Raw genomic sequence first — 21,204 nt, forward strand, 5'->3', positions numbered from 1 at the left:
CGAGCCCGTCGCCGCCCCCCGCAGGGCCGCCGCGATTACTGTGGGGCTCGCTCAGGTCGGGGCGGCTCCCCTCATCTCGACCGGGCCGCCGGGCCGACGGACGCGCCCGATGTCCGCAGACGCGAGGAGACCTGTCATGGCCGAGACCTACAAGGGCGAGTTCTACTGCGTGAAGTGCAAGGAGAAGCGCCAGGCCGAGGGCGACGTCGTCGTCTCGGAGTCCGGCCGCAAGATGGCCAAGGGCGTGTGCCCCGTGTGCGGCACCAAGCTCAACCGCATCCTCGGCAAGGCCTGAGCCCCACCCAGGCACCGCACGCCTCGAGGCGCCGTCCGGTCGGACGGCGCCTCGCGCGCGTCCGGGCCTGTGGACAGCCGCGGAACGGCGGCGGCCGGTGCCACGCTGTGCGGCATCGGGTCGTCGGCGTCGGGCCGGCGCACGCACGGCCGAGAGGGGTCGCTCATGCGGTTGCGCCCACACCTGCGCGTCCTGCGGCGGGGCCCGGACGAGCTGCAGGTTGGGACCGACCCGCGGTGGGCTGTCCGCCTCACGGGGCTCGCCGCCGGGGAGGTCGAGCTGCTGCAGGAGCTCGAGTCCGTGCCCGAGCTCGACCGCTGGGCCACCTGGGCCCTCGACCGGGGACTCGACCGCGCGCGTGCCGAGCAGCTCGTGGCTCTCCTGGTCGACGCCCAGGTCACGAGCACGTCGGCTGGCCGCAGCCCGACGGTGCGGGCCGGCGCGGGCGCGGACGTCGCGGCGTGGACGCTGCTGCGGCCCGACGGGGACGGTGCCGCGCAGGTCGACGCGCGCCGCTCGGCGGTGGTCGGCGTGCACGGGCTCGGGCGCCTCGGGCTCGGCGTGGCGACGACGCTCGCGGCCGCGGGCGTCGGGACGGTCCTGCTCGACGACGACGGGGTCGTGCGGTCGTCGGACGTCGGCCCGGGCGGGTACCGGATGGGGGACGTGGGGTCCGCGCGGCTCGGGACGGCGACGCGCGTGCTGCGGGACGTCTCCCCGGAGATCCGCTGCGACGCGGCCCCGGGGACGGCACCGGACGTCGTGGTGCTCGTCGAGCACGGGGCGGCGAGCCCCGAGACGGCGCTGCGGCTCGTGACCGCGGGCCTGCCGCACCTGTCGGTCGTCGTCCGGGAGGGCGACGCGCTCGTCGGCCCCCTGGTGGTGCCCGTGGGCGCGGGCGACGGACGCCGCGGGGGTGCCGCCGCGACGGCCGACCACGGCACGGGACCGGCCGGCCCGCCGGGCGGTGGCTCGGCGTGCCTGCGCTGCCTCGACCTGCACCGAGGTGACGTCGACCCGGCCTGGCCGCTCGTCGCCGCCCAGCTCGTGTGCCGACCGCCGACCTCGAGCGGTCCGCCGGGCGAGCCCGTCGCGCTCGCGGGGCTGGGCGCCGCACTGGCCGCCGCCGAGACGCTCACCCACCTCGACGGAGGGACGCCGCGCACCCGCGGCGCGGCCTACGAGATCGCGATGCCGGACCTCATGCCGCGCCTGAGGCCCTGGGCGGTGCACCCCGACTGCGGGTGCACCGCCCTCCCCCCGACTCCCGTCCCGACCCTCGCCCGCGCGGGGCGCTGATCGTCACGGGCCCGGCGAGCCGTCATGCCGCCGGAGCGGCAGACTTCCGGGGCCGACCCCGGCCCCGCTTCGTCGCGACGACCACGCCGCCGACGAAGACCTCTCCACCCCAGACCCCCCCACGGCTCGGCCCGCTCGACCGCGCCCGCGAGGCACCCCTCGACGAGGGGGCACTCCCGGCACAGGGCCTTGGCGAGCTCGACCTGGGCGGTCTGCTCCGCGAACCAGAGCTCGGGGTCGTTCGAGCGGCACGGGATGAGGCCCGCGACCATCTGGTCGAACTGCTGGTTGTTCTCGTCCGTCGTGATGACCGGGCTCGGGGGCCACGGGCCGGATCCGCCCTGGTTCACCGTGTCGAGCAGCGTCGTGAGCCGCACGATGTCCTCCTGATGTCCTTGCTGGTGAGCGTGTGCTGGTTTCCGGATCACCGGTGCCTGCGCCGCTCCCCCGACATCGGGAGAAAAGACGAGGGCCGCGGATCCGAGTGGACTCCGCGGCCTGGAAGACGGTCGTCAGACCATCAAGTTCCTGGTGCGAAGTCGGGGTGGTTCAGCGGGCGACGGCGGTACGTGCGCTTGTGATCGCCGCCGATTCCCTGGGAGCCGGCCATGGGCACAGCTGTCCCCTCGAGCCATGCGGAGATGGGCGCGAGGGTGCGCGGGACGAAGGTGATCGCGAACGTCGACTGCCGATTCACGACGGTTGTGCTCTCCATCAGATCTCCCACCACCTCTCATCACCGGCCGGGCCTCTTCGGCGCAGCCCTCCTACAAGGACGTGTCTCACCCTAGGGGTGCCCGTCAGAGGCACACAACCGAATATTCCAGGTGATTTCGAGAAGTTTCTTCCGGCCTCCGGACGGCCGTCGCGAGAACCGGGGCGAGACCCCGCGAACCGGTCCGACCAGCCGCTCCGGCGCACGCGCGCGGACCTCCTCCGGGCACCAGGGAGGGAGCCTTCTGCGGCCACGTCCCACCCGGCACCGGCGGCCGGTAGCGTGCCGGCATGGCGCCCCGCACCGCGCTCCTCGACTGGCTGCTCGACTCCGACCCGGCGCTGCGCTGGCAGGTCGAGCGCGACCTCGCCGGCGCACCGCCCGAGGTGTGGCAGGCGACGCGCGCCCGCGTCGCGACCGAGGGGTTCGGGGCCCGGCTGCTCGCGCTGCAGGACCCCGACGGCCAGTGGGCCGGTGGCGCCTACTTCCCCGCACCCGTCGAGGGCATCGACCCCTCGGCCGAGGAGGGGCAGCCGTGGGTCGCGACGACGTGGTCGCTCACCGCGCTGCGCGAGTGGGGGGTCGACGCGGCAGCGCTGGACGGCACCGCGGAGCTGCTCGAGCGCCACTGCCGCTGGGAGTACGACGACCTGCCGTACTGGGACGGCGAGGTCGACTGCTGCATCAACGGCCAGACGCTCGCGAACGGCGCCTGGCTGGGCGTCGACGTGTCCCGCCTCGCGGCGTGGTTCGTCGAGCACCGCCAGCCCGACGGGGGCTGGAACTGCGCGTGGGTCGAAGGCTCGATGCGGTCCTCGTTCCACTCGACGCTCAGCTCGCTGCGCGGGCTGCTCGCGTACGAGGTCGCGACCGGGGGGACCGACGCGCTGCGGGCCGCGCGGCACGCGGGCGAGGAGTACCTGCTCGAGCGCCGGCTGCTGTACACCGCGTCGACCGGGGAGCTCGTCGGGCCGTGGGCGACGCGGTTCGCGTACCCGTTCCGGTGGGCGTACAGCGCGCTGCGGGCGCTCGACCACGTCCGGGCCGCCGCGCTGCACGACGGCGTCCCGCCCGACCCCCGGCTCGCCGACGCCGTCGATCTGGTCCGGGTCGCCCGGCAGGCCGACGGGACGTGGCTCCAGGGGGTCGTGCAGCCCGGGCGGGTGTGGTTCGACGTCGACGTGCCGACCGGCGAGCCGTCGCGGTGGCTGACGTTCTACGGCTCGCGGGTGCTGGCGTGGTGGGACGAGGCTCGGGTGGACGAGTCCGGCTGAGCCGGCCGACCGGCCGAGCGCTGTCGGGCTCTGCCCCGCGCGCGCGTCGTCTGGCGCGCTCGTCGTCTGGCGCGCTCGTCGCCCGGCGCGCGGCGCTCCCTTCGCCCGGCGCGCGCGTGTCGGTCTACGCGCTCGTGGCGCGTGACGAGCCGGACGCGACGATCGACAGGAGCGTCGCGCCGTACCGGTCGATCTTCGCCGGGCCGATCCCGTTGATGCGCGCGAGCTCCGCGATCGAGGCCGGGCGCAGCTCGGCGATCGACTCGAGCGTCGTGTCGACGAGCACGGTGTACGCCGGGCGGGATGTCTCGAGGGCCACGGACGCGCGCCACTCGCGCAGGCGCGCGTAGATCTCGCCGTCGACGTCCCCGGAGATCGTCCGGCGCGGACCGGGCTCGGGTGCGCGGTACCGGTCCGGCGTCCGCGGACCTCCGCCGCGCCGCTCCTCCTGCGGCCACAGGCCGTCGAGGAACCGGGTCCGGCGGCGGGAGGCGCGGCCGCCGGGATTGCGGGCGCGCGCGTACGAGAGAGCGAGGTGCTCGCGGGCGCGCGTGATGCCGACGTAGAGCAGCCGCCGCTCCTCCGCGATCGACGCGTCGGTCTCCGCGAGGGAGATCGGCATGAGCCCCTCGCTGAGCCCGGCGAGGAACACCGCATCCCACTCCAGGCCCTTGGCCGCGTGCAGCGACGCGAGCGTGACGCCCTCGACGGTCGGCGCGTGCTGGGCCGCGGCGCGCTCGTCGAGCTCGGCCACGAGGTCCGCGAGCGTCGCGTGGCCCTCCTTCTCCTGCGCCGCGGCCTCGAGGTCGTCCGCGAGCGCGACGAGCGCCTGCATCGACTCCCAACGCTCCCGGGCGGCGCCGCGCGTCGCGGGGGGCTCGGGGGCCCAGCCGGCGGAGAGCAGCACGTCGCGCACGACGTCGGGCATCGCGGCGTCGGCGTCGACCGCGCGACCCGCGCCGCGCAGCAGGACGAGCGCGTCCCGGACCTCGCGGCGGGCGAAGAACCGCTCGCCACCGCGCACGAGGTAGCCGATGCCGGCGGCGGCGAACGCCTGCTCGAACGCCTCCGACTGCGCGTTCGTCCGGTACAGCACCGCGATCTCGCTGGGGCGGGTGCCCGCGGCGACGAGCCGCCCGGCGCGCTCGGCGATCCCCGCGGCCTCCGCCTCGTCGTCGTCGTACGCGGTGTAGGTCACCGGCGGACCCGGCGGGCGCTGCGCGATCAGCTCGAGCGGCGCGGCCGGGCCCCGGCGACGGGCCGCCGAGCCGGGCGCGTGCTTGGGCGCGAGCAGGCGATTCGCGAGCGTGACGACCTGAGGCGTCGAGCGGTAGTCGCGCACGAGCCGGACGACCTGCGCCTTGGGGTGCGACGCGGTGAACGTGAGCAGGTGGTGCGGGGTCGCGCCGGTGAACGAGTAGATGGTCTGGCTCGGGTCGCCGACGACGCACAGCTCCTGGCGGCCCCCGAGCCACTGGTCGAGCAGGAACTGCTGGAGCGGGGACACGTCCTGGTACTCGTCGACCACGAAGTGCCGATACTGCATGCGCACCTGCTCGGCCACGTCGTCGCGCCCCGCGAGCATGTCCGCGAGCATGAGCAGGACGTCCTCGAAGTCGATGACCCCGCGCTCGGTCTTCGCGTCCTCGTACGCGGCGATGAGGCGCGCGACGGCCTGACGGTCGTAGCCGGCGGGCGCCGGGCGGTCGATCGCGGCGGTGGCGCGCACGTAGTCGTCGGCGGTCACGAGCGAGACCTTGGCCCACTCGACCTCCGAGGACAGGTCGCGGATCGCCACCCGGTCGACCGACAGGCCCAGGCGGTGCGCCGCGTCGGCGACGGCCGGGGCCTTGTGCTCGAGGATCCGCGGGGGCGCTCCCCCGACGACCTTGGGCCAGAAGTACCCGAGCTGGCGCAGCGCCGCGGCGTGGAACGTGCGGGCCTGGACCCCCGCGACGCCGAGCTCGCGCAGCCGCGTGCGCATCTCGCCCGCCGCGCGCGCGGTGAACGTGACCGCGAGGACGGTCGTCGGGCGGTAGACGCCGGTCCGCACGCCGTACGCGATGCGGTGCGTGATCGCGCGCGTCTTGCCCGTGCCGGCGCCCGCGAGCACGCACACCGGCCCGGTGAGCGCGAGGGCGACGGCGCGCTGGTCGGGGTCGAGGGCATCGAGGAGGGAGTCGGCGGACATCGTGGTCGATTGTCTCAGCCCGCGCCGACAGGCGACGCGGCCCGGTCCACCGGTCGTCCGGCGGCAGCACGACCCGGCCTCCCGATCGCCCGGCGGCGCGGGCGCCCAGCGGACCCGGCCCACCGGTCGCCGCCCACCGGTCGCCCGGCGGTGCTGCCAACCCGGTCCGCCCTCGCGCCACGGCCGCGTTTGCGACCCGGCGACGACGGCGGAAGAGTTCGGCCGTCCCGGGCGTTGGACCCGGCGACGACGCACGTCAGACCTCGCCCGCGGCCCACCCGGTCGCCGCGACACCGCACGAGAGAAGGACGCATGAGCACCCAGACGCTTCCCGACGCCGGCTCGATCACGATGTACTCGACGACGTGGTGCGGCTACTGCCGCCGGCTCAAGACGCAGCTGGACTCGGCGGGCATCGGCTACACCGAGGTCAACATCGAGGAGCAGCCCGACGCCGCGGCGTTCGTCGAGCAGGTCAACGGCGGCAACCAGACCGTCCCCACCGTCGTGTTCCCCGACGGCTCCGCCGCGACCAACCCGTCGCTCGCCGACGTCAAGGCCCGCCTGGGGGCCTGAGCACCGGCGGGACCCTGCGGCCCCGGTGACGCACCGGGGCCGCGGACCCGGCACCCGGCGCGGCGGGCACCAGCCCGCCGCGGCCTCAGATCGCGTCCGGGAGCTCGGACCCGTACCACTCCTCGATCAGCATGCGTGCGATCGAGGTGCTGCTGGGCAGCAGGACCGAGCCCGAGCGCACCGCGGCCCGCAGCTCCGTGCGCTCGAACCAGCGCGCCTGCGTGACCTCCTCGCCGTCGACCGTGATGTCCTCGCTGAGCGCGCGGGCCCGGAAGCCGAGCATGAGCGACGCCGGGAACGGCCACGGCTGGCTCCCGCGGTACTCGACCCCGCCGACCGTGACGCCGACCTCCTCGAGCACCTCGCGGCGGATCGCCGACTCGACGGACTCTCCCGGCTCGACGAAGCCCGCGAGCGTCGAGAAGCGGTTCTCCGGCCAGTGCGCCGAGTGCCCGAGCAGCAGGCGGTCCCGCCCGTCGACGACGGCCATGATGACCGCCGGGTCGGTGCGGGGGTAGTGGTCGGAGCCGTCGGCGGTGCAGCGCCGCACCCAGCCGGCGCTGTGCGAGACGGTGACCTCCCCGCAGCGCGGGCACCGCGGGTGGCGCACGTGCCACGCCTCGAGCGCGACCGCCGCGGTCGCGAGGCCCGCGTCGCGCGCGGAGAGCTGGCCGCCGACCTCGCGCAGCGGGGACCACCGGTCGCCCGGCACGAGCACGGCGGACGCGACGTCCGGCACGAGCCGCGCGAGGTAGGCCGTGCCCCGGCCCCCGCCCGGCGCGTCGTCGTGCCCGAGGAACGCCCAGCCCTCGGGCAGCTTCCCGCCCGGCGAGAGCAGCGCCGCCTCCCCCGGGTCGAGCAGCGCGAGCTCCTGCCCGCCCTGCCCCCCGTCGCGGGTCACGACCGCGCCGGCGTGCACGAGCAGCACCCGCGTCGCTGCATCGGTCAGCAGGGACGGGACCAGGTCCGGCCGCACACGGGCGTCGGCGGCACGGTCGGTCCGCGTGCGGGACAGCGGCGGCTCGGCGATCACGCCCGCCACCGTACGCGGGGAATCCCGACATCGCAGACACGCGCGGACGCACGGGCGGCCGAGCGGGCGACGCGCTTAGGCTGAGCGGGTGTCACGTTCACCTCTCGCGCTCGCTGCCCTGGCGACCGTCGCCGTGCCCGGGCTCGACGCGTACGACGTCCGCCGCCCCGAGGTCTCGGGCGGCGACTTCGACATCGCGGTCGTGATCGACGCCGCGCGACGGCGGTGGGTCGTCCGGTCCCCCACGAGCGCTCGCTCCGGCGCGCTGCTCGAGGCCGAGGTCGAGCTCGTCGAGGCGCTCGCCGGGCAGGTCGACGCCGGTCACCTGCCGTTCGACGTGCCCCGCACCGCCGGGTTCGCGCACCTGCCCGAGGGCGGACGCGCCGTCGTCTACCCCCAGGTTCCCGGCCGGCCGCTGCGGCTCGAGGCGCTGCGCCCGGGGCCGGGTCTCGCGGCGTCGCTCGGGCGCGCGCTCGGGGCGCTGCACGAGCTGCCGACCGCGCTGGTCGAGAACGCCGGGCTGCCCGTGTACGACGCGACCACCTACCGCGACCGGCGTCAGGCCGAGGTCGACGAGGCCGCGCGGACCGGCAAGGTCCCGACGACGCTGCTCCGGCGCTGGGAGGAGCGGCTCGAGGACGTCGCGCTGTGGCGGTTCCAGCCGACCGTTGTGCACGGCGGGCTCACCACCGAGCACGTGCTCGTCGACGACCGGACCGTGACCGGGATCCTCGACTGGGGCGACGCGATGGTTGCCGACCCCGCCGACGACCTCTCGTGGCTGCTCGTCGCCGCGCCGCAGGAGGCCGTCGACTCGATCATGGAGGCCTACCAGCTCCGCCGGACCGAGCTCACCGACAGCCACCTGACCGAGCGCGCGCTGCTCGCCGGGGAGCTCGCGCTCGCGCGCTGGCTGCTCTACGGCGTGCGGACCGGGAGCGCCGACGTGGTCGACGACGCGGTGCAGATGCTGCACGAGCTCGACGAGAGCACGCGCGAGGCCGACGCGGTCGCGGGTCGCTCGATCGGCTGACCCGCTCGCCGCGGCCCGCCGGAGGCGTCGCCGCCGCGCGCCGGCCGTGCGCGTCTCACCGGGTCGCGCGCGGCGACGGCGCCGCGGCGGCGTGCAGCAGCGCCGTGATCTCCGCCTCGTCGAGCAGCCGCTCCGGGCGGACCGTGCGTCCGCCGCCGACGTAGCAGAACGCCGCGCTGACGCGCTCGAGCGGCGTGCCCTTCCAGCGTGACCACGCGAGCCGGTACACCGCGAGCTGCAGCTCGCGGGCCTGCACCGCCGCGGGGTCGGTCGGCGGGGCGCCCGTCTTCCAGTCGACGACGACGACCGCGCCGGGCACGTCGGGGCGGTCGGGGTCGGCGAAGACCGCGTCGATGCGCGAGCGCAGCACGTACCCGGCGACCGGCGTCTCGATGTCGACCTCGACGGCGAGCGGCACCCGGTGCGCCCACGGCGTCGCGAGGAACGCCTCGCGCAGTGCGACGAGGTCGGCGTCGACGCGCACGGAGTCGTCGTCGGCGCCGGGCAGGTCGTCGACGTCCACGAGCGAGGCCGAACCGAACCAGCCCTCGACCCACGCGTGGAACGCCGTGCCGCGCCGGGCCTGCGGCGAGGGCTCGAGCGGCACGGGCCGGCGCAGGGCTCGCGCGAACTCCTGCGGGTCGGAGGCGAGCCGGACGACCGCGGACGCCGACAGGTGCGGCGGGAGCTCGACGTCGGTCGACGGGGACGCGGCGAGGGCCCGCTCGGCGAGCAGGAGGTCGGCGGTGCGGTCCCACGGCGTCGGCACCGCGGGGTCGGGCGGCGGGCCGTGCCCCTCCCCGGAGGACGCCGCGGCGATCGCCTCACGCACCGCCTGCGCGGACGCCTCGACCGCGGCACGCCGCGTGCCCGACGACCGCCCACCCGGCCCGGTGAACGGGTCAGCCGGCCAGACCGGCGCGACGTCGTCCCCGCCGCGCGGGCTCGTCGCGCCGTCGTCCGGCTCCTCGGCCCACGCCTCGGGGTGGACGAGGCCCGCCTCGGCGAGCTCGGTGAGGAACAGCGACGGCGGTCGGGGCTGCGACGCCTCGCCCCACCACGCGCCCGTGAGCAGCAGGGCCGACCGGGCCCGCGTGAGCGCGACGTAGGCGAGCCGGCGCTCCTCGGCGACGGCGTGCTGCCCGGCGTCCTCGACGAACCGCCGGCGGCGCTCCTCGAGGTCCTTCGGGTCGGCCGCACCGGCGTAGGCGAGCTGAGGCAGGTCGTGCCGGTCGCCGCGCAGCGGGTAGGGCAGCGTGCCGAGCCCGCTGAGCCACGCCTTGTCCGTCGGACCGTCCTTGCCGGACGTGCGGATGGCGGGGAGCCCGCCGTCGACCATCCCGGCGACCGCGACGACGTCCCACTCGAGGCCCTTCGCGGCGTGGATCGTGACGATCTGCACGGCGTCCGGGTCCGGCTCCGCGACCGGCATGTCCAGACCGCGCTCGCGCGTGTCGGCGGCGGCGAGCCAGGCGAGGAACGCGCCCAGCGTGGGGCTGTCCGCGCCGTCGGAGAACTGCACGGCCACGTCGCGGAACGCGTCGAGGTGCGCGCGTGCCCGGCCGGCCGAGACGCCCGCGCGCGCCGCGACCTCGATGTCGAGGCCGAGCAGGCGCTCCGCCTCGCCGACGAGCTCGGGCAGGGACAGGTAGGTGTGCGAGCGCAGCACCCGCAGGAGCTGCGCGAGGTCGGTCAGGCGCGCGCGGGCGGTGTCGCTGAGCGTGCGCCCGGTGCGGCTGCGCCAGCCGGGGGGCGGCAGCTCGTCGATCGCGTCCACGATGCTGCGCTCGTCGACGACGTCGGCCGCGACCGGCTCCGGCGCCGAGCCGGGAGCCCCCTGTGCCCGGTCACCGGCGTCCGCCGCTCGGGCGGAGGGGGCCACCGCGCGGTCGGAGGCGCCCAGCACCACGTCGCCGGCACCGGGCGGTGTGCCGTCGGTCCCGGCCGTGCCTGTCCCGTCGCGCTCGGCGTCCCGGCGCTCCGCCGCCCGGCGCGCGTGCCCCAGACCCGCCGCGAGCTCGGCCGACCAGGCGGCGAGCGCGTGCAGGTCGGCCGCACCGAGCCGCGTGCGTGCACCGGTCAGGAGGCGCATGAGCGCGTCGCCGCGCGACGGGTCGTGCGCAGCCTGGAGCATCGCCACGAGGTCGACGACCTCGGGCGTCGCGAGCAGGCCCCCGAGACCCACGACCTCGACGGGCAGCCCCGCGTCGCGCAGCGCCCGCCGCAGGACCGTGAACTGGGCACGCTTGCGGCACAGCACCGCGGCCGTGACCCGCGCGACCCCCGGCCCGGCGGGTCGCCAGCGCTCGGCGACGAAGCGGGCGACCGCCGCCGCCTCCTCCTCGAGCGTCGCCGCGACGTGCGCCTGGACGAGCCCGGGGCCGGCGCCGGGGCGGGCGGCGAGCTCGGGGACCTCGACGCGCGTGCTCGCGCGCCGCAGCGGCAGGGCCGCGTGGTTCGCGGCCTCGAGGATCGCCTCGTCGTTGCGCCACGACGTCGAGAGCAGGTGCACGTCGGCCGGGCGCCGCGTCGCGCCGTCCTCGTCGAGCTCGACGACCGGGAACGTCGACGGGAAGCGCTCGAGGCCGCCCGCGCTCGCTCCGCGCCAGCCGTAGATCGACTGGTGCGGGTCGCCGACGGCGGTGACCGGGTGCCCGTCGCCGAACAGCGCCCCGAGCAGCGCGAGCTGCGCGTAGGAGGTGTCCTGGTACTCGTCGAGCAGCACGACGCGGTACCGGGCCCGCTCCCCCGAGCCCACCTCGGGGACCTCGCGCGCGAGCCGGGCCGCGAGCGCGACCTGGTCGCCGAAGTCGAGGGCGTCGGCGGCACGCTTGCGGGCGCGGTAGTCGGCGACGAGCTCGAGCAGGCGGGTGCGCTCGCCGAGCAGCCCGAGCAGCTTCGTGATCGGCGCGTACGGCGCGCGCGGCGGCGTGCCCGGGGGCGTCGCCTGGATCGCCTCGATGATGCCCTCGATGCCCGCCCGCGCCTCGTCGGGCGTCAGGAGGTGCTCGTCGAGCGCGCCCGAGAGCTCGAGCAGCGCCTCGACGACCGTGGAGACGGCGGCCTCCGTATCGAGGTCCCCGGTCCACGACTCGACGACCTGGCTCGCGAGCTGCCACTGCGCGGCCTCGCCGAGGAGCCGGGACGTCGGCTCGACGCCGAGGCGCATCGCGTGGTCGGTCACGAGCGACGCCGCGTAGGCGTTGTAGGTCGCGATCGTCGGGCGCGCGAGGTCGAGCAGCCCGGGGTCCAAGCCCGACGCGGCGAGCGGCAGGCCGGGCAGCACGAGGCCCTGGGCGGTCGCCGCGCGCGCGAGGTGCCGCAGCCGCTGGCGCACACGGTCCCCGAGCTCGCCCGCGGCCTTGCGCGTGAACGTCAGCCCGAGGACCTGCTCGGGCGCGACGAGCCCGTTCGCGAGCAGCCACACGACGCGCGCCGCCATGGTCTCGGTCTTGCCGGACCCGGCGCCGGCCACGACCAGGGACGGTCGCAGGGGCGACTCGATGACCTCGACCTGCTCGGGGGTCGGCGAGGGTCGCTCGAGCAGCTCCGCGATCCGGGCGGCCGAGAGCACGGGCCGCCGCACGGGCGCCGCGGCGTCGTCCGGGGTCACTCGACCACCTGCGCGCCCTCGTCGCGGGCCGGGCAGCTGCGCCGCACCGGGCAGCGCGAGCACATCTCGTTCTCCGACGCCGCGAACGTCGCCGCCGACATGTGGCCCGCGACCTCCTCGATCCGGCGCCGCGCCCAGCTCGTGCCGTCGCCGTCGTCCTCGAGCGGTGCCTGGGTCCGCAGCGCGGCGGCGCTCCTGTTGACGTCCGAGACGAAGACGAGCTGCGCCCCGGCGCTGCGGGCACCGGGCGGCAGGCCCTCGACGGCCCCCGCGTCGACCGCGAGCTGGTACGCGCCGAGCTGCGGGTTCTCGAGCGCCTGCGCGGCGGTCGGGGCGGTGCGCCCGGTCTTGAGGTCGCTCACGGTCACGCGCTCGGTGCCGTCGTCCCCGTCGGCGCCGTCCCCCGTGGGCCGCGCGCGCTCGATCCGGTCGATCGACCCCCGCACCACGGCACGGTCGAGCTCGAGCGTGAACGGGGCCTCGACGAGCAGCGGCTCCCCCGCGCTGCGCACGTACTGCGCGAGCCGGCGCACCATCGACTCGGCGCGGCGGCGCTGCACGGTGGTCGGCCACCCGTCGGGCAGGCCGAGCTCGGGCCAGCGCCGGTCGAGCTCGGCGAGCAGCTCGTCGTGCGTCCCGGTCGGGTACGTCTGGGCGATCGCGTGGACGAGCGTGCCGAGCGACTGCCCCGAGCTCTCCGCGGCCGTCCCGCCGGCGGCCTCGAGCGCCCACCGCAGCGCGCACGTCGCGGCCGTCTCGATCTTCGACGGCGACACCGTGACCTTCTCGCCCTCGGGCCACAGCGGCGCGTCGCTCGACGGCTCCGCGAGGCCGTGCCACGCGCCGGGGTCGGCGCCCTCGACGCCCGCGCGCGCGAGCCGGGCGAGCATCGCGACGGCCGCCGCGTCGGGCCGCCCCCGCAGCACGCTCGACTCGAGCCGCGAGCGCACCTGGGCGACGAGCCCGCGCAGGTCGAGCGGGGACGGCGTCGTGACCTTGCGCGGGTCGACGTCGTCGTCGCACGGGTCGACAAGCTCGAGGAACGGCGAGGGCTGGGAGTCGGTGTCGGCGACCGCGGTGACGAGGACGCGCTCGCGCGCCCGGGACACGGCCACGTGGAAGGACCGGAGCTCGTCGGACAGGACCGCCGCCCGCGCGCCCGCACCGAGCTGCCCCGCGTCGGGCTCGCGGCCCGCGAGCAGCTCGACGAGCGTCTGCGCACCGAGCAGCGAGTCGCGCAGGCGCAGGTCCGGCCACACGCCCTCCTGGACCCCGGCGACCACGACGATGTCCCACTCGCGGCCCGCCGCACCGGCGGGCGTGAGCACGGCGACCGCGTCCCGGTCGGCCCGCGCCGCGATCGTGTCGGCGGGCAGGTCCTGGCCGAGCACCCAGTCGACGAACGCGCCCGCGGGGGCCTGCGGCATCCGGTCGACGAACGTCTCCGCGGCGCGGAACAGCGCGAGCACCGCGTCGAGGTCCCGGTCGGCACGGGCGCCGGCGGTGCCGCCCGCGAGCGAGGCCCGGCGCCATGGCTCCGCGAGCGCCGCGGCGTCCCACAGCGCCCAGAGCACCGTCTGCGGGTCCGCCGTCGCGGCCAGCGCCGCCGTCCGCCCCGTCGCCAGGACGCGTGCCAGGCGCTCGACCTGACGGCGCACCCCCGGCGGCAGCCCCGCGGTGCGGCCGGGCTCGGTGAGCGCCTCGACGAGCAGCGCGTCGCTGCCCCGGCCTCCCCCGCCCGCGAGCTCCTCGGCGCGCAGGGCGCGGCGGACGCGGCGCAGCCCCACGGTGTCGAGCCCGCCGAGGGGCGAGCACAGCAGCCGGGCGGCGGTCTCGGCGTCGAGCGCCGCGGACCCGACCGTCCCGTCGGGGAGCACGCAGCGCACGGCGTCGAGCAGCGGGCGGACCGCAGGCTCCTCGCGCAGCGGGACGTCGCTGCCGAGCACCGCGACGGGGACGCTCGCGCTCGCGAGGGCCCGGCGCAGCGCGGTCACCTGGGCGCCCGAGCGCGCGACGACGGCCATGCGCTCCCACCGCGTGCCGTGCTCGAGGTGCGCGAACCGCAGCGCGTGCGCCACGTACGCGGACTCCTGCGCGGCGCTCGGCAGGATCGCGACGCGCACGTGCCCCGGCGCGCCGTCGCGGGCCGGGGCCCGGCGGTGCACGACCGCGCCCTGGGTGCCCACCCGGCCCGCGACGGCGGACGCGACCTCGCGCAGGCGCGCGCCGTGCCGCCACACCGTCCCGAGCACGAGGCGCTGCGCACCGAGCTCGCCCGGGCCGCCGCCGTCGACCGTCGCGCGCGCGACGAGCGCGGGGCTCGCCCCGCGGAATGTCTGCACGGCGCTGTCCGGGTCCGCGAACAGCGCGAGCCGCGCCCCGCCGTCCGCGAGCACGCGCAGCAGCCGGGCCGTCGCCGCGGTGCTCTCGTGATGGTCGTCCACGACGACGAGCCGCCAGCCAGGGCGCGGCGCCGCGGCCACCTCGTCGTCCCACGCGAGCAGCGCCTCGGCGGCCTCCTCGACGACGACCGCCGGGTCGTAGCGCGAGCCCAGGTCGGGCGTCGCGGTCCGCAGCAGCGTGACGTCGAGGTACTCCTGGTAGACCGCCGCCGCCGCGACCCATGCGGGGCGCGCGTGGCGCTCGCCGAGCTCGGCGAGGTCGACCGGCGCGAGCCCCCGCTCGGCGGCGCGCATCAGCAGGTCGCGCAGCTCGTCGCGGAACGCGCGCAGGCCGAGCGCCTCGGGCGGCACGGACGGCGGCCAGTCGAGCGGGACGCCGTCCCCGGCCGCGTGCCCGGCGAGGAGCTCGCTGAGCAGCATGTCCTGCTCGGGCCCCGAGATGAGGGTCGGCGGCGGCTCGCCCAGCAGCGAGGCGCGCGCGCGCAGCACCGCGAACGCCGCGGAGGCGGCCGTGCGGACCATCGCCTGCCCCGACGTGCGCTGGAGCCGGGCCGAGAGCCGGTCGCGGAGCTCGGCGGCGGCGCGCCGGCTCGCCGCGACCACGAGCACGTCCTCGGGCGCGAGGTCGCCGTCCGCGAGGGCCGCGACGACCGCCTCGACCACGACGCTCGTCTTGCCGGTGCCCGGCGCGCCGAGCACGAGCAGCGCGGGGTCCGCACCCGCCGCGACGCGCTCGACGACCTCGCGCTGCTGCGGGTCGAGCGCGAGCCCGGCCTCGAACGCCCCGCCGGCGCCGGCCGCGCCCCCGGCGAGCACCGCGCCGTGCTGCTCGACGATCGCCGGGCGCACGAGCCGCAGGGGCGCGGCGCGCGACGGTCCGGGGTTCACGGGCAGATCACACCACACGCCACCGACAGTCCCGTGGCGCCCACGCGAGGCGACCGCGCACCCTCAGGAACCGGGGAACGGCCACGGGTTGGGGGTGCAGGGCGCCATCGGGCCGGTCTGCTGCTGCATGAGCGGCGCGACCTCGCCGGGCCCGCCGCAGTACTCGTGCCGGTGACCGATGATGTGGCCCACCTCGTGGTTCACGAGGTAGTGCCGGTACGCGACCTTGTCCCCGTCCCACGAGCTCGAGGCGTCCACCCAGCGCAGGTAGTTGAGCACCGCGCTGCCCTCGATCCCGCACGAGAGCTTGCCGACGGTCTCGAGCGGCGCGCACATCCGGTCGACGAGCGCCGGGGACGCGAGCACCACGCGCAGCTCGGCGTCGCCGTCGGTGCGCGCGAAGACCATCGACCCGTCGGCGCCCCAGCCGCGCGGGTCGTTGAGCGTCGCCATGACCGTGTACGCGAACAGCCCCGCGTCCACGTCGAGGCCCGCCTCGACCTCGATGCGCACCGTCCGCACGTCGGGCGCCGTGCCGGCCGCGGGCGACGGAGCCGCCTGGGACCCGGGGACGACGACGAGGTCGCCCGACGCGGACCGGGGGACGTCGAGCGAGAGCAGGCCCGCCGCGAGGTCGGACGCCGTCGGTCCGCCGCCGCGCTCGAGGCTCGTGGACCCGCCACCGAGCTGCGGCACGAGCACCTGGTCGGAGACCTCCGTGGCGTCGGTGCCGACGGGCTCCTCGGGGAGCGAGTCGAGCTCGCCCACGAGCTCCGGGGTCGGCGTCGCGGTCGGGCGGACCTCGTCACGCCCCGCGGGCTCGTCGCCGCGCGCCCCGGTCACGGTGCCCCACGCCTGCAGGACGGCGCCCCGCGGGCCGGGGTCGGGCAGCGCGCCGACCGCCGTGGCGCCCCCCGCGCAGAACGCCGCGACCGCGACGGCGAGCGCCGTGAGCCGGACCCGTCTGCGCGGCCGGGGCCGCCCGATCGAGGACGCGCCGGACCCCGTGCTGGACCGTCCGGGGGACGGGAGGGGGGCCGACATCCGAATATCGTCGCATCCCGGACACATGCCGTGGCTACCATCGCCGGGTGAGCGAGCTGGGGGCGGGACGCGCGAGGAGCCCGCGCATGGCGAAGCATGCGCGGCGCGCGCAGGTGCTCCGCGTCGCCCAGGAGCTCTTCGCCGGCGACGGCTTCCACCACGTCTCGATGGACGACATCGCGGACCGCGCCGAGGTCAGCAAGCCCGTCCTCTACCGCCACTTCCCCTCGAAGCTCGACCTGTACCTCGCGGTCATCGACCAGCGCGGCCAGGCCCTCGTCGACGCGATCGAGACCGCGGTCGAGCCCATCGAGCGCGGCCCCGTCCAGCCCGGCGACGGGCGGGACGTCGTCATGGCGATCGTGCGCGCGTACGTCGAGTTCGTCGACGGCGCCGGGGAGTCCTCGACGCTGCTCTTCGAGTCCGACGTGACCCACGACGCCGACGTGCGCACCCGCGTCGAGCACGCCACCACCGAGGCCGCGCGCCGCATCGCCGTCGTCCTCGAGGACGTGACCGGCCTGCCGCCCGCGAGCACCGCGATGCTCGCCACGTCCCTCACCGCGATGGCCCAGGTCGCCGCGACGCACCGGCTGCGGGTCGCGGACGCGCCCTCGGCCGACGAGACTGCGGAGCTGGTCGGGCGGCTCGCCTGGGGCGGGGTGGCGGGGCTCATCCGCGCGGACTTCGAGTACGACGGATCTGCCTAGGATGACGGAGCGGTCCGCGCGACGAGCGCGGGCCGTACGTCCCGCGCGTCGGTGCGGGACGAGGAGAGCTGCGAGGAGACGGTTTCAGTGGACATCACGATCGGCGTGCAGAACCTCCCGCGCGAGCTGATGCTCGAGTCCGACCAGACGGCGGAGCAGGTCGCCGCAGCCGTGGCCGCCGCGCTCGAGAGCAAGACGGTGCTCGAGCTCGTCGACACGAAGGGCCGGCGCGTCATCGTCCCGGTCGCGACGCTCGGCTACGTCGAGATCGGCGCGGAGACCAAGGGTCGCGTGGGCTTCGGCAACCTCTGACCCACCACGGACGAGCACGCACCAGCACGGAGCACGACGGGCCGGCACGGACGAGCACGACGAGGACCCGGCGCGGCGGCTGACCGCGCCGGGTCCCGTGCTGTCCGAGGCACTCGGCGCGTCAGGCGGTGAGCCGGTCAGGCCGTGAGCCCGAGGCGGCCCATCCGGCGCGTGTGCTGGGCGGTGAGCTCGCCGAAGAGCCGGGCCGTGCCGTCGCCGCCCTGCGCGCCGTCCGCCGCGGCGGCCAGCCGGGCGAGCCCGGGGCGCGTCGCGAGCAGGTTCTGCACGACGCCGAGCGCCTCCCCCACGAGCCGGCGGCCCCACAGCGCGAGCCGCGAGACGAGCACCTCGTCGTCGGCGCGCGCGACGTCGAGCTCGGCGACCGCGAGGTCGGTGTGCCCGACGTCGCCCAGCACGTCGAGCACGAGCACGCGCGACTGCTCGTCGAGCGACGTCGCGGCGTGCCGGCAGAAGTCGTCCGCGACGCCGTAGCCGACGTACGCGGTGAGCAGGCGCTCCCACCACGTGCTCGGGGCGGTCCGCGCGTCGAAGTCGTCGAGCACGTGCGCGAACGAGCCGAGGACCGCCTCGGGGTCGCCGCCGAGCTCCGCGACGCGGGCGAGGACCCGGTCCCGACGCTCGACGCTCGTCGCCGCGAACCGGGTCAGCTCGAGGCGCTGCGCGAGCGTGGGGGCGAGGGCGGCGTCCGACGCGAGCCGCGCGAACGCGACCAGCTCGAGCTGCGCGACCAGGCCCAGGAGCTCGAGGGTGTCGGCGCTCTGGGCGGTCTGCGTGCCGGTCGGAAGCGTCTCGGTCATCCGAGGATCGTAGCGCCGCGGCGCTCCCGGGTGACCGGCCTCACAGCCGCCCGGACGGGCGTCCGGTAGCATCGAACCCGTACATCGGTTGCCCGGTCGTCTCGACCGCCTCGTGCCTCCACCGCCCTCGCCGCTCGCGAGCGCCGCGTCGTCACGAACTGACATTCACGATCGGCTGCCGGCCAACCACGTGGCGATGCCCGTCTCCTGACCCGGCCCGTGCGCCGGAGGGACTCGTGCGGCTCGCCACCACACGAGTGAAGAGTCGCCTGTGACCACCATCGATCCCGCTCTCCCCGCCGACGACACCACCGTCGAGGGCCTGCCCCTGCTGGACGAGGCCACCGCCACCTCCAGCAGCGTGCAGGCGAGCAACCCGTCGTTCGCGGACTTCGAGGTCCGCCCGGAGATCGTCGCGGCGCTCGCCGCGGCCGGCATCACGCACCCGTTCCCGATCCAGGCGATGACCCTCCCGGTCGCGCTCTCGGGCCACGACATCATCGGCCAGGCCAAGACGGGCACCGGCAAGACGCTCGGCTTCGGCGTCCCGCTGCTGCACCGCGTCGTCGCGCCGGGTGAGCGCGGGTTCGACGAGCTGCCCGCGCCCGGCAAGCCGCAGGCGCTCGTCGTCGTCCCGACCCGCGAGCTCGCGGTCCAGGTCGCCGGCGACCTCATGACCGCGTCGGCGAAGCGCTCGGTGCGCATCGTGCAGCTCTACGGCGGCCGCGCGTACGAGCCGCAGGTCGACGCGCTCAAGACCGGCGTCGAGGTCGTCGTCGGGACCCCCGGGCGCATGATCGACCTGCTCAACCAGGGCTACCTCGACCTGTCGCGCGTGCGGTGCGTCGTGCTCGACGAGGCCGACGAGATGCTCGACCTGGGCTTCCTGCCCGACGTCGAGAAGCTGCTCTCGCGCACGCCCGCGTCGCGCCACACGATGCTGTTCTCCGCGACGATGCCGGGTGCGGTCGTCGCGATGGCGCGCCGGTACATGACGCAGCCGACGCACATCCGGGCGAACGACCCCGACGACGGCGGCCAGACCGTCAAGAACATCAAGCAGGTCGTCTACCGCGCGCACGCGCTCGACAAGGTCGAGGTGCTCGCGCGGCTCCTGCAGTCCGAGGGCCGCGGCCTGACGATCGTCTTCGCGCGGACCAAGCGGACCGCCGCGAAGGTCGCCGACGACCTCATCGAGCGCGGGTTCGCCGCGGGCGCGATCCACGGCGACCTCGGCCAGGGCGCCCGTGAGCAGGCGCTGCGTGCGTTCCGCAACGGCAAGGTCGACGTGCTCGTCGCCACGGACGTCGCGGCGCGCGGGATCGACGTCGACGACGTCACGCACGTCGTGAACTACCAGTGCCCCGAGGACGAGAAGACGTACCTGCACCGCACGGGCCGCACCGGCCGCGCGGGCAACAAGGGCACCGCCGTGACGTTCGTCGACTGGGACGACGTGCCGCGCTGGGGCCTGATCAACAAGGCGCTCGAGCTCGGCATCCCCGAGCCCGTCGAGACGTACTCGAGCTCGCCGCACCTGTTCACCGACCTGAACATCCCCGCGGGGACCAAGGGCCGGCTGCCGAAGTCGGCACAGACGCGCGCGGGGCTCGACGCGGAGAAGCTCGAGGACCTCGGCGAGACCGGCAAGCGCCACGCCTCCGCGGGCGGGCGCTCCGGCGGTCGCGAGGGCGCGCGTGACGGCGGCGGGCGTGACGCCGGTCGTGACGGCGGCGGGCGTGACGCCGGTCGTGACGGCGGCGGGCGCGACGGCGGCCGTGGGCGCGGTGCCCGCGACGGCGCACCCCGCGAGGCCGGCGCGCGTGAGGGCGGTCAGCGTGAGGGCGGTGCGCGTGACGGCGGGTCCCCCGACGGCGGCGCGCGTGAGGGCGGTCCCCGCGAGGGTGGCCGGACGCGCAGCCGGAGCCGGAGCGGACGCGACTCCGCCGTGGCGGTCGAGGGGTCGGCGGCCGCGCCGGCGAACCCCCAGGAGCCGGTGACGGCCGCCGCGGGCGGCGACGCCCCGGCCGGCGACCGCCCGCGCCGCAACCGCAACCGTCGCCGCACCCGCGGCGGCAGCACGGACGCACCGGGCCAGGAGACGGCCGCCCCCGCGCAGGAGACCTCCGCGCAGGGCTGACCCGCACCACCACCGAGGGGCCGTCCGCTCAGCCGAGCGGGCGGCCCCTCGTGCGTCCGGCCTCGTGAGCGGGCGGCTCGTCGCGGGTCCCGCCTCCCGAGCGGCCGGCTCGCGTCCCGCCTCCCGAGCGGCCTGCCCGTCCTGCGTCCGCCTCCCGACGGTCGAGCCCGCGCCCGTCCGGCCGGACGCCGCGCGACGCCGGGTCGGGCACGCCAGGATGTCCGGCGTGGCCCTCTACGCGCAGAACCCGTGGCGACGCACGCGCCAGCTCGTCGGCGACCTGCTCGTCGTCTTGTGGGTGGCGGCATGGGTCCGCGCCGGGCTGTGGGTGCACGACTCCGTCGCCCGGCTCGCCGCTCCCGGGCGCACGCTCGAGGACGCGGGCTCGTCCCTCTCGGACAGCCTCGGGTCGGCGGGCGACACGGTCGCGCGCGTCCCGCTCGTGGGCGACGACGCCCGCAGCCCGTTCGACGCGGCCGGCGGCGCCGCCGACTCGATCGCCCGCGCCGGGGTCCAGGTCCAGGAGGGTGCCGCACAGCTCGCGCTGCTGCTGGGGATCCTCGTCGCGGCGGTCCCGGTGCTGCTCGTCGTGGGCGCCTGGCTGCGCGCGCGCGTGCGGTTCGCGAGCCGGTCCCGCGCCGCGAGGCGCATCCTCGACTCGGCCGCCGACCTCGACCTGTTCGCGCTGCGCGCGCTCGCGACGCAGCCCGTCCGCGCGCTCGCACGGGTGAGCGACGACCCGGCGGACGCGTGGCGCCGGCGCGACCCCGACGTCCTGCGCGCGCTCGCGTCGCTCGAGCTGCGGTCCCTCGGCCTGCGCGCGCCGGCCCCGCCGCGCGGCTGAACCGGACCCGACGGCCC

General features: G+C 76.7%; 17 protein-coding genes and 1 pseudogene. 10 read left to right on the top strand and 8 right to left on the bottom strand.

All coding sequences use genetic code 11. The features are described 5' to 3' along the window. Positions 1–136 precede the first annotated feature (136 nt). Together CCE01nite_RS00390 and CCE01nite_RS00395 are read left to right on the top strand one after the other, a co-directional pair. Positions 137–295: a DUF5679 domain-containing protein gene (locus CCE01nite_RS00390; RefSeq protein WP_141371829.1), complete on the top strand. Its 159-nt coding sequence runs from the start codon at positions 137–139 to the stop codon at positions 293–295. A gap of 165 nt (positions 296–460) precedes the next feature. Further along, positions 461–1,594, top strand: a complete 1,134-nt coding sequence (locus tag CCE01nite_RS00395) for a ThiF family adenylyltransferase (RefSeq protein WP_141371830.1) — start codon at positions 461–463, stop codon at positions 1,592–1,594. A 167-nt stretch (positions 1,595–1,761) separates the two neighbouring features. Here the strand turns inward: CCE01nite_RS00395 and CCE01nite_RS22560 are convergent. Beyond that, positions 1,762–1,866, bottom strand: a pseudogene (locus tag CCE01nite_RS22560) (WhiB family transcriptional regulator); the annotation flags it as partial. On the opposite strand from CCE01nite_RS22560, the gene CCE01nite_RS22565 reads away from it, so the two are divergent. Then, complete coding sequence (locus CCE01nite_RS22565) at positions 1,850–1,984, top strand: hypothetical protein (protein WP_281282360.1); 135 nt, start codon at positions 1,850–1,852, stop codon at positions 1,982–1,984. The pseudogene CCE01nite_RS22560 and the gene CCE01nite_RS22565 overlap by 17 nt on opposite strands. Positions 1,985–2,114: 130 nt before the next feature. Here CCE01nite_RS22565 and CCE01nite_RS00405 read toward each other — a convergent pair whose 3' ends face one another. After that, on the bottom strand, positions 2,115–2,309 hold the full coding sequence (locus CCE01nite_RS00405; protein WP_141371831.1) for a hypothetical protein: 195 nt from the start codon (positions 2,307–2,309) through the stop codon (positions 2,115–2,117). A gap of 290 nt (positions 2,310–2,599) precedes the next feature. On the opposite strand from CCE01nite_RS00405, the gene CCE01nite_RS00410 reads away from it, so the two are divergent. Continuing rightward, positions 2,600–3,583 (top strand): prenyltransferase/squalene oxidase repeat-containing protein, encoded by a 984-nt coding sequence (locus tag CCE01nite_RS00410; protein WP_034633622.1) that lies wholly within the window; start codon positions 2,600–2,602, stop codon positions 3,581–3,583. A gap of 124 nt (positions 3,584–3,707) precedes the next feature. On the opposite strand, the gene CCE01nite_RS00415 is transcribed toward CCE01nite_RS00410, so the two are convergent. After that, a complete protein-coding gene (locus CCE01nite_RS00415; protein ID WP_034633627.1) occupies positions 3,708–5,774 on the bottom strand; it encodes an ATP-dependent DNA helicase UvrD2 in 2,067 nt (688 codons plus the stop codon). Between the two features lie 312 nt (positions 5,775–6,086). Between CCE01nite_RS00415 and CCE01nite_RS00420 the strand changes: the two genes are divergently transcribed. After that, positions 6,087–6,350, top strand: coding sequence for a mycoredoxin (locus CCE01nite_RS00420; protein ID WP_034633633.1), 264 nt, complete (start codon positions 6,087–6,089; stop codon positions 6,348–6,350). Positions 6,351–6,435: 85 nt separating this feature from the next. Here the strand turns inward: CCE01nite_RS00420 and nudC are convergent, their stop codons facing one another. After that, positions 6,436–7,383, bottom strand: coding sequence for an NAD(+) diphosphatase (nudC, locus tag CCE01nite_RS00425; RefSeq protein WP_141371832.1), 948 nt, complete (start codon positions 7,381–7,383; stop codon positions 6,436–6,438). Between the two features lie 88 nt (positions 7,384–7,471). Here nudC and CCE01nite_RS00430 point away from each other — a divergent pair, with 88 nt between their 5' ends. Continuing rightward, positions 7,472–8,416, top strand: a complete 945-nt coding sequence (locus CCE01nite_RS00430; protein WP_034633645.1) for a phosphotransferase — start codon at positions 7,472–7,474, stop codon at positions 8,414–8,416. Between the two features lie 55 nt (positions 8,417–8,471). Here the strand turns inward: CCE01nite_RS00430 and CCE01nite_RS00435 are convergent, their stop codons facing one another. From CCE01nite_RS00435 to CCE01nite_RS00445, 3 genes are all read right to left on the bottom strand, one after another. Beyond that, positions 8,472–12,029: an ATP-dependent helicase gene (locus CCE01nite_RS00435; protein WP_141371833.1), complete on the bottom strand. Its 3,558-nt coding sequence runs from the start codon at positions 12,027–12,029 to the stop codon at positions 8,472–8,474. Continuing rightward, positions 12,026–15,319 carry an ATP-dependent helicase gene (locus tag CCE01nite_RS00440; protein WP_246056237.1) on the bottom strand — a complete coding sequence of 1,098 codons (3,294 nt, stop codon included), beginning with the start codon at positions 15,317–15,319 and terminating at the stop codon, positions 12,026–12,028. Before CCE01nite_RS00440 ends, CCE01nite_RS00435 begins: the two co-directional genes overlap by 4 nt. Positions 15,320–15,382: 63 nt before the next feature. Then, positions 15,383–16,363, bottom strand: a complete 981-nt coding sequence (locus CCE01nite_RS00445) for a DUF3152 domain-containing protein (protein WP_141371834.1) — start codon at positions 16,361–16,363, stop codon at positions 15,383–15,385. An 86-nt stretch (positions 16,364–16,449) separates the two neighbouring features. Here CCE01nite_RS00445 and CCE01nite_RS00450 point away from each other — a divergent pair, with 86 nt between their 5' ends. Both CCE01nite_RS00450 and CCE01nite_RS00455 read left to right on the top strand, forming a co-directional pair. Continuing rightward, positions 16,450–17,073, top strand: coding sequence for a TetR/AcrR family transcriptional regulator (locus CCE01nite_RS00450; protein WP_141371835.1), 624 nt, complete (start codon positions 16,450–16,452; stop codon positions 17,071–17,073). Between the two features lie 87 nt (positions 17,074–17,160). After that, positions 17,161–17,385, top strand: a complete 225-nt coding sequence (locus tag CCE01nite_RS00455; RefSeq protein WP_141371836.1) for a DUF3107 domain-containing protein — start codon at positions 17,161–17,163, stop codon at positions 17,383–17,385. A 137-nt stretch (positions 17,386–17,522) separates the two neighbouring features. Here CCE01nite_RS00455 and CCE01nite_RS00460 read toward each other — a convergent pair whose 3' ends face one another. Continuing rightward, the gene (locus CCE01nite_RS00460) at positions 17,523–18,203 is read right to left on the bottom strand and encodes a ferritin-like fold-containing protein (RefSeq protein ID WP_141371837.1); all 681 of its coding nucleotides are present in this window, start codon (positions 18,201–18,203) and stop codon (positions 17,523–17,525) included. Positions 18,204–18,474: 271 nt separating this feature from the next. On the opposite strand from CCE01nite_RS00460, the gene CCE01nite_RS00465 reads away from it, so the two are divergent. Further along, positions 18,475–20,343, top strand: a complete 1,869-nt coding sequence (locus CCE01nite_RS00465) for a DEAD/DEAH box helicase (RefSeq protein ID WP_170223922.1) — start codon at positions 18,475–18,477, stop codon at positions 20,341–20,343. Between the two features lie 226 nt (positions 20,344–20,569). Then, entirely contained in the window at positions 20,570–21,187 is a 618-nt protein-coding gene (locus tag CCE01nite_RS00470) for a hypothetical protein (protein WP_141371838.1), read from the top strand. Positions 21,188–21,204: the final 17 nt, after the last annotated feature.

Source organism: Cellulomonas cellasea (genome assembly GCF_006538745.1).
GTDB lineage: Bacteria > Actinomycetota > Actinomycetes > Actinomycetales > Cellulomonadaceae > Cellulomonas_A > Cellulomonas_A cellasea.

Excerpts from the sequence above, each read along its gene's own strand:
- CCE01nite_RS00460 (WP_141371837.1), bottom strand. The coding sequence starts at position 18,203 with ATGACCGAGACGCTTCCGACCGGCACGCAGACCGCCCAGAGCGCCGAC.
- CCE01nite_RS00450 (WP_141371835.1), top strand. The coding sequence starts at position 16,450 with ATGGCGAAGCATGCGCGGCGCGCGCAGGTGCTCCGCGTCGCCCAGGAG.
- CCE01nite_RS00395 (WP_141371830.1), top strand. The coding sequence starts at position 461 with ATGCGGTTGCGCCCACACCTGCGCGTCCTGCGGCGGGGCCCGGACGAG.
- CCE01nite_RS00410 (WP_034633622.1), top strand. The coding sequence starts at position 2,600 with ATGGCGCCCCGCACCGCGCTCCTCGACTGGCTGCTCGACTCCGACCCG.
- CCE01nite_RS00415 (WP_034633627.1), bottom strand. The coding sequence starts at position 5,774 with ATGTCCGCCGACTCCCTCCTCGATGCCCTCGACCCCGACCAGCGCGCC.
- CCE01nite_RS00445 (WP_141371834.1), bottom strand. The coding sequence starts at position 16,363 with ATGTCGGCCCCCCTCCCGTCCCCCGGACGGTCCAGCACGGGGTCCGGC.
- CCE01nite_RS00390 (WP_141371829.1), top strand. The coding sequence starts at position 137 with ATGGCCGAGACCTACAAGGGCGAGTTCTACTGCGTGAAGTGCAAGGAG.
- CCE01nite_RS22565 (WP_281282360.1), top strand. The coding sequence starts at position 1,850 with ATGAGGCCCGCGACCATCTGGTCGAACTGCTGGTTGTTCTCGTCCGTC.
- CCE01nite_RS00405 (WP_141371831.1), bottom strand. The coding sequence starts at position 2,309 with ATGGAGAGCACAACCGTCGTGAATCGGCAGTCGACGTTCGCGATCACC.
- CCE01nite_RS00420 (WP_034633633.1), top strand. The coding sequence starts at position 6,087 with ATGAGCACCCAGACGCTTCCCGACGCCGGCTCGATCACGATGTACTCG.